Origin of the sequence: Pseudoalteromonas sp. SA25 (genome assembly GCF_011378705.1) — a bacterium.
In the GTDB taxonomy this organism is placed as follows: Bacteria; Pseudomonadota; Gammaproteobacteria; order Enterobacterales; family Alteromonadaceae; genus Pseudoalteromonas; species Pseudoalteromonas arctica.
The window spans coordinates 50,445-62,880 of the sequence record NZ_WTKV01000028.1 but is presented as its reverse complement, the minus strand read 5'-3'; the positions used below and the strand labels follow the sequence as shown (position 1 = coordinate 62,880).

Genomic DNA, 12,436 nt, shown 5'->3' with positions numbered 1-12,436 from the left:
TTTTTATCTTCCCAGATATACAGATAAATGCATTCATGGCTGACAGACCGTTCACTTTCTTTATCGCAACCATCCCGTTATTTGTTCAGGGCTCCACTTCTCATTAAGCTTCTGGGTAATTAAAGCCATCATTTCAGGTGTCATCTTAAGCGGTTTTCTTACACTTCTTCGGCGAAACAAAGCCCGCTCATGAGCTTGTTTGTGTCTGTAACCTCGCTTACCTGTATTTCTAGAAAGCTCTCTTGAAATCGTAGATTGCGATAAATTAGTTAGCTCAGCAATACTTTGTTGCGTAAAACCGCTTTTCTTTAGAACGGCGATCTGGCATCTTTGCGCATAGGTCAGTTGTTTGTAATGTCTCATTGTAAAATCTCTTGCCGGAGAAAAAGCAGTTAGCTTATGAGCAACTGACCACTTAATCTAGCCAAAATAAGTTATGCACTTACAATTTGAATCTAGGTAAATTATTACAAATAAAAAACTAATATACCCAATACTTCTGAACGGTTCACTTATAAATTATGTCACACCTTCATATCTAGGCTACTAAGCTAGAGAGGGCCAATACAGAATCTCTATCAAATTATAATTTGTAACAAAAAGGATAAAACACACTCTAAGCAACTGATAAAAAATTAAATCTTAAAAAACCACCTCACTGAGATTAGTGCGGGGAAATCGATATTTTATTGTACTGAACATTATTGTAATTACTTTCCACAAACCGAATTAGATCCTCAGCATCTTTCATTTGCTTGTGAAGCTTGTCCTGATATCGTTCTACTGCATAATTGTTGTGGCTAAAGCCTTTCAAAATTTGCTCAATATAATTGATTGACTTTTCTTTGATTGTCCAATCCACATCAAGCGCTTGGTCAATTTCAACTGTGTCTTTATTTATCACTTTGTAAACGTCCGGCGATCTCCACCTAGATATCGATGTTCCAAGGCAATAATCGTTCTATGTCTGGCTCAGGCTGGCAAAGCTCATAGAGGCAATGCATGATGTAATCAAATGGCGTTAAGCCGTTGGATTTCGCAGTTTCGATGATGCTGTATAGGTGGCACTTGGTATTGCGCCGCGTGAGGTTTGGCTAAACATCCTGGACGTAGCTATGCCTTTGTTAATGGGCATGTTTGGCATCTTGGTTTTGTTTAATACTGTTATTCGACCCTGACTTATCACATTCACGACACGCGTACTTTGGGCGAATATGCTCACCTTTGCGGGTACGAAGTCAAGCTTTTCGCTGACGTCTTCATCAGCAATGTCATAAATCACTTGCTCACGGGGTAAGGTTTTGGCACTGGTTTACGCTTTGGTGTTTTTCGAGTGTAGCTAATCTCTTGCGTAGCATGCTCATCAGGTTGCTCAATGATGTCTTCGACTTCATTAAACAATTCACCTTGTGCGTCAAAGCCTTCGGTACTTTTACCAAATTTTTTTTATTGCGCTAGGCGAAATTGCTCTTCTAGATACCGGTTTCTGGCAGTCGCTTGCGCTAATTTCTCAGCGTGCTCTGTCAGCAGCTTTTTAAGCAACGATGGATCGTCTGGAAGGTGGTTAACATCAATACTCATACCTCCATTTTATAACATTTTTTGTCATAAACTAGCTTAAATACTGAGGGCATTGTCTAAACGTCCTTTGAAGTAAATAGCTAACTGAAATAAACAAAAACTAAAGTTGTACTCGATATGTGCTGTAAAATGCTTATGTGAAATCGATTGTTTAGATTTGATACTACTCAAACTTTTTAATTCTGTCATGGCGGTAGCTTTTAGTTGAATAGCCAGGCGTCATTGTATTTGATACTGAGCTTTCTATTGATGCACGTAATCCATCAAGTAGCTGTACTTCATTAGAGTGTTTAAGGTAGTCAATAATACCCTCGCTAAGAGATTCTATTATCTCTTTGGCTTTTCTAATTTTAAAATGGGTGCCATTAGCTAATTTTAGTAAATACGACATGTCTGGAAACTCTTTGCTGTTAGCCAATTTGAGTGCCATTTTATTATCAATGGTTTCGTAGATTTTTGTGTGTGTTATATCAAACGGTGGTGAGAGATATATGTTTTTCATATCAGGTGTATATTGCAAGGCAAAGTTTTTTAGATGCGCATCGCCGTTACCAATTAAGCAGGTAAATACAATGTACTTGTACATCTTTTCTACTTCGGCTTGGCTGTTTGTATATAGATAAGTAGCTTTGAGTAAGGTCTCGTAGCTGCCAGTGTATTTAGCGTCGGGGTCGTTAGTTTTTTTTAGTAAGGTTGTGAAATCTTCATAACCGAGCTTAGTTCCGTCACTTGTTTTATCAAAGCGTTCAACGACGAACGTTTCTAAATTTTCAGACAAGTATACCTTTGGTGGCTCAAGGCCGCAATGGCGAGCGGCTTCCATACACACAAACTCGTTTACCGTAAGTAATGGAAACTCGGTATCGAATGACTTCACTATTAAATCTTTCTGCGGAATTGTTCTGTCGGTTTTAATAGTTGAGGTATTAGGTATACTTACTTTAGGTTGTACTCCTGCCAACGAGTTTTGTAGGTAGTACTTTTCTAATAACTGAGGGAAAAGTGGTGTATTACTGTTATAAGTCAAAATATCGCTCAAAGATATAGGTTCAGCCTCTGGTAAGGTAAGCTCACTTTTATATGAAAGCATGCCAATGCCTTGTGCGCTCTGTAAAGCAAGTAAATACATATCGTTTACTTTGGCGTATCTCGCTAATTTTTCTGCAATGAATCGACGGTTAAAGCCTTCTGGCAAATTTTGTGAAAATATAGGGTGAAGAGAACCAGATGAGTAACCGTCCATGCCTTTTTTAGTCATAGTAAGCGAAACATGTAGTTTTTCTTGCGTTGGCTGGTAGTGATGTACTGAGCCATGTGTTAGTAAGCCAACTTCAGCGTGGTCAGTGCATACTGTTATATTTGTAATTTTATTTGGAAGCTGTGATGTACCACTCATTAGTCATCCTCCGAGAATATATCTTCAATAGTATCCCAGTCTGGTAGAGTGTGTTGCTTTGCCGTAACTTCAAATTGTAAATCAACAGCATCAAGCAGTCGCTCAAATATATCGAATGAACCAGTGAAACGACCATTTTCAATCTCGGAAATCGTTGTTTTATTAATTCCTGCGATCTCTGATAGCTTTTGTTGGGTGTAGCCTAAAGCTTTTCTACTAGTACTTATTTGCTTGCCAATATCTGCTCTACTTGACATATGTTTACTTATTTAAAGTTAGCTATATAACTAATATGTTAATGTATAATTCATAAATTAGCTATATAGCTAATAAAAATATCAATATTAGGCAGGCATTGCATTAATTATATAAGACAGTTCAGCTATGCTTCTATCTTCGTGTGAATATTAAAATGTAGGTATTGACTATCAGTCACCTTTGTAAGGTGCATCGATACAGTGTTTGATATCTTTTGTAAATTGCCTTTCGAGTAAAGGTGGGTAATCCCCCATTTTTAATGGAGGCTATCTGTATAATTTCCGTTGTTTAACTTTTCCAGTTTTGTATAGGTGTTATGCCACCTATGCCCATGTTAGGGCGTTCATTATTATAAGTCCATAACCAATCGGTAGCTTTATCTTGTAACTCACTAATATCACTGTAAATATAATGACTTAGCCAGTCATACCTAACCGAACGATTAAACTGCTCTACATAAGCATTTTGTTGCAGGTTACCTGGTTGAATAAATCGTAATTCAATATTATTGTTTAACGCCCACTCCGCTAATTTATGGCTAATATATCCAGGCCCATTGTCACACCTGATAGCTTTTGGTTTACCACGCATTCTATAGTTTGATTGAGTGAGCGGATCACACGCCAAGCGGGGAGTGATAAGTCAGCATCTATTGTGAGTCCTTCGCGATTGAAATCATCAATCACATTGAACAAGCTGCACCCTCTACCATCGGTCATGCATAAAATCTCGTTAATGGCCTCAGGTACAGCCAATGGTTCAGGCTTCTCCCTTGTTAGACGTTTTCTAGGCTTTATTCGCAGATTCAACTCAAGCTCACGGTAAATACGATAAACGCGCTTATGCTCCCATGTGTAGCCTTTAACATTGCATAAATATAAAAAACATAAACCAAATCCCCAATTACGCTGACATTGGCTTAAATCCAATAGCAACACTACAATTTCATCATTTGCATCAGACAGTTTTGGCGTATAGCGATAGCATGTTTCACTTTTCATGAAAGTACGACAGGCTAAGGCAATACTCATTTTATTTGTGCTAACGACTTCATGTGCTAATACTTTGCGCTCAGAAGCCTTTAACAATTTTTTGCCATTGCCTCCTGAATGACCTCAGATTTTAGCCGTGCGTATTCTCATGACTTTGATCACCGATTCTCATCAGTTTTGATCGCTTGATTTATCATTTTGTAGAGCCATTTTTAAATTAACTTAACTGATCATTATCAGTCAATTCATTTAACTGTTTTCGTATAGATTTTCCTTTTAAATTCAACTTAATTGAACCATGAATTAGCCTATCCAAAATTGCATCAGCGTGCGTTGATTCACCGATCATTTTGTGCCAATTCTCTTGTGGTAACTGACTAATGATGATGTGTGATTTATAACCATATCTAGCATCGATTAATTCAAGTAAGTCGCTTTGTTGCTGAGCACTGAGTGGCTCTAGCCCCCAATCGTCTAAAATAAGTAAGTCGTATTTAATGAGTTTACCCAGTAATTTTCGATAACTGCCATCGGCCTGTGCTAGGAATAGACTTTCAAGTAATTCTTTTAATCGAATATAGAAGACACTTTTATCTTGTAAACAGTGCTCGTGACCTAAGGCACACGCGAGGTATGTTTTGCCACAGCCTGTTGCGCCTGTAATTAATATATTCTGATGTAAACTCAGCCAGGTACTTTGGCTGAGGCTGCGTATTTGTGCTTTATCTAGATTGCGCTTCGGCGAGTAAATGAGTTGATTTAACTGACCTGGTAAGCGGAATTTTGCTTGTCGCACTAGTCGCTCTATTTTTCTTTGATCACGCGTATCAATTTCATGAGTTAGCAATAAACTGATTCGCTCTATAAAGCTTTGTTCTTGATATAGATTTGGCTGCTCAAGCTGTTGTTTGAGTGCTTGCTTTATACCCGATAACTTGAGCAGTTGAAGTTGCTGATTAATGATGTCTATCATGTTTATATTCCTTAATGGTAGTAATCTGTGCCACGTATGTTGCTATGTGTAATTGGTTTTTCTGGCTCTGTTTGTTGTGTGGGTAAGGGCTGTTGATCTAATCCTTTTTGCAGCATCTGTTTAATTGATCGCAGGGTTGTCGTATCCATGCGTATTGCTCGGTAACATGCTCGCTCGAGGCGTTCCTTTGAATACGTTTTAGCTAAACTTAACACCCCTAAACAGGTGCGATAAGCTTGCTCAGGATGACGTTTGCTATTAAGCAATAATTCAACAACTTGATGAGTATAATCACCGATACTCAACGCCCATGAGCGTAAATTTATCGGTGACTGCTCATGCTGTTTTTGATGCGCCTTTGGCATATGATGTGTCTGTGTCGTATGTCCGCCTAAGCGGTTTGAACGAGGATGCTGTGCTATTAAGGTGCCGTCATGATAAAGCTGCACTAGCTGATTGGATATGTGTGCGCGTAATTGTTTTTTAACCCACAGATAAGGCACGCTGTAGTAATGTTTTTCTATTTCAACATGGTAATCAATATGTACACGTACCGTTTTAATTTGTGTATATTGATAGGGCTTTTTAGGTAGTGGTTTTAATGCATTTTTATCCACCATATCAAATAGCTGTTTGCGTGATTGTTGATACTGCTTCATCACCTTATTGTTCATCATATCCAGTAGCTTTGCTATTTCATGATTTAGTTGCGCTAAGCTGTGAAAGGTTTGGTTACGCAAGCGTGCCATGATCCAACGCTCAACAATTTGTACACCTACTTCAGCCTTCGATTTATCTTTGGGTTTATAAGGTCTAGCCGGAATGACAGCAACATTAAAGTACTCGGCTAACTGGTGGTACGTCGGATTTAAATCAGGCTCGTAGCGACAGGTTTTACTGACAGCACTTCTGAGGTTATCGGGAATAACAACGTCTGGAACACCGCCTAAAAATTCAAAGCAACGCGCATGACTCATTACCCAATCTTCAAGTTGCTGGCTATACGTTGCCTCGCTATAGGTATAATTTGATGCACCTAGCACAGCAACGAATATCTGGGCAGTACGCTTTTGCTGTGTCGTCGGACAAGTAATGGTAATTGTGGGGCCACAATAATCCACAAACAGCTTTTCACCCCCTTTATGTTGCTGACGCATTGAGAGTCGTTGCGTACCTAACCATTGTTTATAAGCACGGCAGAAGTGACTATAGCTGTAATAAGGCTCACCTACTTTTTCAAGTAATTCATCAAACACGAGCTGCAATGTTAGGTGTTTATGTTGTTTTAAGTCTTTAGTGATATTTAACCAATCAGGCGTTGGGTACCTTTTCTTACGTGTTGAGAAGCGTCTGAGTTTAGTGCTGAGAAATGTATTTTGCTGTTTATCATCTGGTATTGGCCATTGATTTAAACCTAACTCATTGGCCTTTTTAAGGTAATTAGCCACAGTACCAGGTGAAATATTTAAACTTCTGGCAATCTCTCGATGGGATAATTGTGCTGAATATTTCAGCCGTAAAATGGAATGTAATTTACTCATAGATATAAGTCTTGTTGTCATTATTGTTATCCTCATCAAACGATTCAGATAACGGTTTAACACACCTACAAAAATGATAAAACGTGAACTCAGTTACGAGTGGTATTAAGCTTTGATCAGCAAAATCATTAAGAGCGTAAAAGTGATCATTTACAAGTGATTTTAGTGATCAAAGCTTAATGAGAATAAGCGATCGAAGTTAATGCCACTGGGTGATCAAAGCTGGGGAGAATATGTACTAAGGGGTGCATGAAGCCTTAAATTCACACTTTTAAGGCCGTTATTTTGCCTAAAAACCACACTCAAAAGGTATGCTTGTGGTCAAAAAATCAGACTAACTAAGGGGTGTGTGAAGCCTGAAAATCACACTTTTAAGCACCGCTTTTTGCCTGAAAACCACACTTTTAGGCACGCTATTTTGCCTGAATATCACACTCAAAGGTGTGCTTGTGGTCAAAAAATCAGACTAACTAAGGGGTGTATGAAGCCTTAAAACCACACTTTTAGGCACCGCTTTTCGCCTGAATATCACACTCAAAAGGTGTGCTTGAGGTCAAAAAATTAGACTGGCTAAGGGGTGTATTTGGCCTAAAAACCACACTCAAAAGGTGTGCATGTGGTCAAAAAATCAGACTAACTAAGGGGTGTGTGAAGCCTAAAAATCACACTTTTAAGCACCGCTTTTTGCCTGGAAACCACACTTTCAAGCCCCGCTTTTTGCCTGAATATCACACTCAAAAGGTGTGCTTGTGGTCAAAAAATCAGACTAGCTAAGGGGTGTATTTTGCCTAAAAACCACACTTTTAAGCACCGCTTTTTGCCTGAAAACCACACTTTTAGGCACGGCTATTTTGCCTGAATATCACTCTCAAAAGATGTGCTTGAGATCAAAAAATTAGACTTTCAAAAGTCTGGATATGAAGCCTGGAAATCGCATTTTTAAGCACCGCTATTTCTCCTGAAAACCGCACTCAAAAGGTGTGCTTGAGATCAAAAAATTAGACTTTCAAAAGTCTGGATATGAAGCCTGGAAATCGCATTTTTAAGCACCGCTATTTCTCCTGAAAACCGCACTCAAAAGGTATGTTTGTGGTCTAAAAATTAGACTCCTCAAGGCTGGATGAAGACCAGAATTTACGTTTTTAACATCGGTTCTTAGCTAGTAAATCACATCAAAAATACGTCCCTATCAACTTGGATATGGAACACTACGGATACGTTATTTTGTCTATTTAAGTTAAATACACCTCTTTTTTTCTCCTCCGTATTTATGGTTTTGTGCAATGAACAGCTCACTTTCCGAAGCGCTTTACCTAACCACACAAGTACTTCTCTACATGAAGGGGTTTCTGTACCGCCACGCCTGTCCAAACGATGGCGTTAAGCACTTTCTACATAAAATTCATGCCATAAACACTTTTCTGTGATTGCACTAACCAAGCACTGAAAAATGTTTTCTACATAAATTTCATGCCACAAGCATTTTTCTACATAAAGGGGTTTCTGTACCGCCACGCTTGACCAAACGATGGCGTTAGGCACTTTCTACATAAAATTTCATGCCATAAACACTTTTCTGTGATTGAACTAACCAAGCACTGAAAAATGTTTTCTACATAAATTTCATGCCACAAGCATTTTTCTACATGAAGGGGTTTCTGTACCGCCACGCTTGACCAAACGATGGCGTTAGGCACTTTCTACATAAACTTTCATGCCATAAACACTTTTCTGTGATTGAACTAACCAAGCACTGAAAAATGTTTTCTACATNCTACATAAACTTTCATGCCATAAACACTTTTCTGTGATTGAACTAACCAAGCACTGAAAAATGTTTTCTACATAAAATTCATGCCACAAGCATTTTTCTACATGAAGGGGTTTCTGTACCGCCACGCTTGACCAAACGATGGCGTTAGGCACTTTCTACATAAACTTTCATGCCATAAACACTTTTCTGTGATTGAACTAACCAAGCACTGAAAAATGTTTTCTACATAAATTTCATGCCACAAGCATTTTTCTACATGAAGGGGTTTCTGTACCGCCACGCTTGACCAAACGATGGCGTTAGGCACTTTCTACATAAACTTTCATGCCATAAACACTTTTCTGTGATTGAACTAACCAAGCACTGAAAAATGTTTTCTACATAAAATTCATGCCACAAGCATTTTTCTACATGAAGGGGTTTTTAACTATTTCCGATGTTGCGCTGGTTTTTAAGCCTCCGCGCTTGTGATGTAGGAACCATTTTCTACATCTAAATAGTTTTTATATAGAATAACGTAATCACACATTTGTTAAATACTCCGATCTTCCATCCGTTATCTTAGAATTTCGTTTTTTCGTGAATAAAAAGTTTCGGCAAACCACTAAAGCATTAAATTCTAAAAACCATCTTTTTTTTGACTACTTGCGATTTTTTATTCAAATAAGCGTTTTATTTCGACAGTGGACATAAAAATACGTGGCAATCTGTATTTTTTTACAATTAACGAGAGCGTGATAAAGATGCGAGATAATTTAGCAGGGCCTTTAAATGCCACTCAAGATAACGCACTTCAGACTTTGACTGATTTAATTGATGCTAACACTCAAGCGCAAGCTGAGATAAAACGTAAAGCAGAAGACATCGTTCAGGATTACTTTTCTTGGTGGAAACCAATCCAAGTTGTCAAATTGGCCGCTGGGGAAAAAGGGGATGCTGGTTTTCTGCATCCTGCCGTTCGCGTCAGAGTGAACACAAATAAAGTCTACATCACTTGGGTGTCTCACAAGTATGAATCCTATAAGCGAATAAATCCTAAATGGTCAAAGGAAATTCCTCTTACCAAAGCAGGTTATTCAGACGCAAAACTACGTGCAAATTGCTTAGATTGGGAAGTTGAAAAAGTTCTTGACACAGAAGCGCAATTAAAACCACTGCGCACGATATTAGAAGTCCTCCATGAGCACAAAGTTAAATACCGTAAATTAATTAAAGCACTTTCAACTAAAGAGGAAAAAGCTGGATGAGCATTCGACATAAAACAATTGTTACTCCAATTAAACTGCAATCACATATTGTTCACTCATTTTTAGAAAGTGAGGGTGAGCGATTAATTTCATCTTACAGCCGCATAGGTTCGTTGTTGCTTTTAACATCTAGCGAACTAGAGCTGCATAGAAAAGTATCAACTTGGCAATCTAAATTGTTAGAACTACTAAAAGGCGAAGCGTTTAAGTTGGGCGCCCAGAAAAAAAAGTACACTGAAGAACTGCCCAGCTACGAAGAACCTGTTGTTATGACTCCTGAAGATTTTGTATTTCAAGCGGCTATTTCGCACCCCTGCCTTTGGCCGCTAATTGACTCAATTAAGAAAGTAGACTTTGAAGCGAGTGAAATCGAAAATCTTTGGCTTGCTGGGTTTATTGATGATGAAGCTCGCTATATCTGTCGCAATCGCATAGTTAATATTTTTCGCAGTTTTAACTCACGCATTGAGCGTGCAACATCTCCAGGGAAGAATCGTAAAGGAGGTCGATTTACGGCCGTGCAATTAATCCAAATGTTGCGCGGTGGTTTTGAGTTGTAGGTTGATGACAACGCAATAACGCAAGAAATTGCACGTTACAAAAAAATAGAGCAAGGCGAGGATAATGCAGACGCTGAATCTCAACCCTCTGAAGTCGAACCCATAGAGAGCACAAAGCAATCTGCCTGAATGATATGTAGAGATGCGGCGACAAAATTTAGTTGCCGCACTCCTGAGGAGGACTATGTTAAAATTCTTACTTGGTTTTCTGCTGCGCTTTGCCAAAAAGGGTTACACCTTTTGCGTGCAAAAAAGGAAAATTAATAAAGCCGCAAAAACGAAGGATGAAGTATTTTCTAAGCTAAGCGCACCTGAGCAAATTGTTCAGAGAAATTTAGAGCATGTGCTTTTAGAAAATGATGAACTTATACGTTATACAAAAACAGTTTTTGGTTTTTGTCCTGAATGGGATGATAAGGTTAATTTTAAAACGCTCTTTCTCGGTGTTATTGAGAATTACGCTCGGTACTGTTTAACGCTCCCAGCTTCCGAAGGCTATCATCATTCCATTAGCTATGGCCTAATTAACCACAGCCTACAAGTGGGAAACCTTTCTTTAAGAAAAGCAAAAAGTCTATTTTTGCCGCACAAGTTTCCTTTGGACGTTGAGAGATTAAGAAAAAAACGATACCACTACGCAGCTTGGTTGTGTGGCCTTTTGCACGATGCTGGAAAGTTACACACTGACATTCTTGTAACCGCAAAAGATAACGCTGAACTTATCTGGTATCCGACCGATGAAAGCTTGGCTAGTTGGATGATTAAAAATAACGTGAGTGAATACACGATCAAATGGAGAAGAGATCGACTTCACAAAAAGCATGAAACTGCTTCACTACATTTTTTCCAACAAGTGTTAACACCGGAAGCTCGAAAATATTTAAACACCTGCCCTGATGATTTGTTCGTGGAGATTTCCGACGTGCTTGGTGCTCACCATAGAAAAATGCAATATTTGCATACATCGTTGAGGGTTGCTGATTCCGTTTCTACTGCTAACGATATCCAAGTTGTATGGGATGAGAAGCTTGGCGCCAGAAAAGCAGCATTCCACGAAAAAATAATTAAAACGTTGCGCTCTCTGTCTTCTGATTGGTTTGAGAAGGGTAAGGCGTTTGCGATTGACGATGAAATTTACCTGAGGTGGCCGGAGTGCTTTAGCGAAGCAGCTGAAAAGTTACACGAGATTGATAAGACTATCCCAAATAGCAGTAAAGCGGTCAGAAAGGCGCTCGCTGACAGAGGTGTAATTCGCGATGTTTCGGATAATGAGTATGCCTTATTTTTTTTAGGTGAATACTCATCCGAAGAAGCTTATGAATTTTTGTTATCAAGCGAAACGAAGAAAGGTGTTGGCCTTCTTCGCGTTGAGTGGCCTTCTCATGTGATAGGAAGCCAACCTATGCCTGACAATACGCTTGGCTTACTCAAGCTTGATGTCGAAGGTAACTCGATTAATTACACCAGCAATCCTCCTGAACACATTTCCGTGAAGCTCCAAAGTGAATATTTAGCTGAGAAAGAACGTGCGAAAAAAAATGCATTAAAGCTAACAACTGAAAAGCAGGCTTCACCACAGTCTAGCGAGCCAACACAAGCGGGTGATGCTACAGCGACTACTGTAAGCGCCCCAGCAGCTAACGAGTAAGGCGATAAGCCTCACAATGAGCCAGTGCAAGCTAGTGGTCTAAATAACACGTCTGAGAGCAGTACAGGAGCCCCAGCAGCTAAAGAGCAAGGTGATAAGCCCCACGATGAGCCAGTGCAAGCTAATGGTCTAAATAACACGTCTGAGAGCAGCACAGGAGCCCCAGCAGCTAACGAGCAAGGTGATAAGTCTCACAATGAACCAGTGCAAGCTAGTGATGTAAATAACACACCTGAGAGCAGTACAGAACCACCAGCAGCTAAAGAGCAAGGTGATAAGCCTCACAGTGAGCCAGTGCAAGCTAATGGTCTAAATAACACGTCTGAGAGCAGCACAGGAGCCCCAGCAGCTAACGAGCAAGGCGGTAAGTCTCACAATTAGCCAGTGTAAGCTAATGGTCTAAATAGCACGTCTGAGAGCAGCACAGGAGCCCCAGTAGCTAAAGAGCAAGGCGATAAGCCTCACA

10 protein-coding genes and 2 pseudogenes are annotated in these 12,436 nt (G+C 39.4%); 4 read left to right on the top strand and 8 right to left on the bottom strand.

Annotated elements, in window-relative coordinates; genetic code table 11:
* Positions 1 to 60 precede the first annotated feature (60 nt).
* The 8 genes and pseudogenes from GQR45_RS18785 to istA all read right to left on the bottom strand — a co-directional run bounded on the left by GQR45_RS18785 (position 61) and on the right by istA (position 6,762).
* Positions 61 to 363, bottom strand: coding sequence for a helix-turn-helix domain-containing protein (locus GQR45_RS18785; protein WP_240920286.1), 303 nt, complete (start codon positions 361 to 363; stop codon positions 61 to 63).
* A 301-nt stretch (positions 364 to 664) separates the two neighbouring features.
* Positions 665 to 904: a hypothetical protein gene (locus GQR45_RS18780; RefSeq protein ID WP_165726733.1), complete on the bottom strand. Its 240-nt coding sequence runs from the start codon at positions 902 to 904 to the stop codon at positions 665 to 667.
* 186 nt (positions 905 to 1,090) lie between these two features.
* Positions 1,091 to 1,581: pseudogene (locus GQR45_RS18770) on the bottom strand (IS66 family transposase zinc-finger binding domain-containing protein); the annotation flags it as partial.
* 163 nt (positions 1,582 to 1,744) lie between these two features.
* Positions 1,745 to 2,977: a type II toxin-antitoxin system HipA family toxin gene (locus tag GQR45_RS18765; protein ID WP_165726732.1), complete on the bottom strand. Its 1,233-nt coding sequence runs from the start codon at positions 2,975 to 2,977 to the stop codon at positions 1,745 to 1,747.
* Positions 2,977 to 3,234, bottom strand: a complete 258-nt coding sequence (locus GQR45_RS18760) for a helix-turn-helix domain-containing protein (RefSeq protein ID WP_165726731.1) — start codon at positions 3,232 to 3,234, stop codon at positions 2,977 to 2,979. Before GQR45_RS18760 ends, GQR45_RS18765 begins: the two co-directional genes overlap by 1 nt.
* A 289-nt stretch (positions 3,235 to 3,523) precedes the next feature.
* A pseudogene (locus GQR45_RS21450) lies at positions 3,524 to 4,367 on the bottom strand (IS3 family transposase); the annotation flags it as partial.
* A gap of 77 nt (positions 4,368 to 4,444) precedes the next feature.
* Positions 4,445 to 5,200, bottom strand: coding sequence for an IS21-like element helper ATPase IstB (istB, locus tag GQR45_RS18745; protein WP_165726728.1), 756 nt, complete (start codon positions 5,198 to 5,200; stop codon positions 4,445 to 4,447).
* 11 nt (positions 5,201 to 5,211) lie between these two features.
* Positions 5,212 to 6,762, bottom strand: coding sequence for an IS21 family transposase (gene istA, locus GQR45_RS18740; protein ID WP_165726727.1), 1,551 nt, complete (start codon positions 6,760 to 6,762; stop codon positions 5,212 to 5,214).
* Between the two features lie 2,496 nt (positions 6,763 to 9,258).
* On the opposite strand from istA, the gene mobI reads away from it, so the two are divergent.
* The 4 genes from mobI (at position 9,259) to GQR45_RS18720 (ending at position 12,351) form a co-directional block, all read left to right on the top strand.
* Positions 9,259 to 9,762 carry a conjugative transfer protein MobI(A/C) gene (mobI, locus tag GQR45_RS18735; RefSeq protein ID WP_165726726.1) on the top strand — a complete coding sequence of 168 codons (504 nt, stop codon included), beginning with the start codon at positions 9,259 to 9,261 and terminating at the stop codon, positions 9,760 to 9,762.
* Entirely contained in the window at positions 9,759 to 10,322 is a 564-nt protein-coding gene (locus GQR45_RS18730; protein WP_165726725.1) for a hypothetical protein, read from the top strand. The genes mobI and GQR45_RS18730 overlap by 4 nt, the downstream gene beginning before the upstream one ends.
* A gap of 184 nt (positions 10,323 to 10,506) precedes the next feature.
* Entirely contained in the window at positions 10,507 to 11,970 is a 1,464-nt protein-coding gene (gene mobH / locus GQR45_RS18725) for a MobH family relaxase (RefSeq protein ID WP_165726724.1), read from the top strand.
* A 24-nt stretch (positions 11,971 to 11,994) separates the two neighbouring features.
* The gene (locus GQR45_RS18720; RefSeq protein WP_165726723.1) at positions 11,995 to 12,351 is read left to right on the top strand and encodes a hypothetical protein; all 357 of its coding nucleotides are present in this window, start codon (positions 11,995 to 11,997) and stop codon (positions 12,349 to 12,351) included.
* The last annotated feature ends 85 nt before the right edge of the window (positions 12,352 to 12,436 follow it).

What these genes read in the sequence shown, in the direction of transcription:
- GQR45_RS18785 (WP_240920286.1), bottom strand. Translation starts at nt 363, where the DNA reads ATGAGACATTACAAACAACTGACCTATGCGCAAAGATGCCAGATCGCC.
- GQR45_RS18765 (WP_165726732.1), bottom strand. Translation starts at nt 2,977, where the DNA reads ATGAGTGGTACATCACAGCTTCCAAATAAAATTACAAATATAACAGTA.
- GQR45_RS18760 (WP_165726731.1), bottom strand. Translation starts at nt 3,234, where the DNA reads ATGTCAAGTAGAGCAGATATTGGCAAGCAAATAAGTACTAGTAGAAAA.
- istB (WP_165726728.1), bottom strand. Translation starts at nt 5,200, where the DNA reads ATGATAGACATCATTAATCAGCAACTTCAACTGCTCAAGTTATCGGGT.
- istA (WP_165726727.1), bottom strand. Translation starts at nt 6,762, where the DNA reads ATGACAACAAGACTTATATCTATGAGTAAATTACATTCCATTTTACGG.
- mobI (WP_165726726.1), top strand. Translation starts at nt 9,259, where the DNA reads ATGCGAGATAATTTAGCAGGGCCTTTAAATGCCACTCAAGATAACGCA.
- GQR45_RS18730 (WP_165726725.1), top strand. Translation starts at nt 9,759, where the DNA reads ATGAGCATTCGACATAAAACAATTGTTACTCCAATTAAACTGCAATCA.
- mobH (WP_165726724.1), top strand. Translation starts at nt 10,507, where the DNA reads ATGTTAAAATTCTTACTTGGTTTTCTGCTGCGCTTTGCCAAAAAGGGT.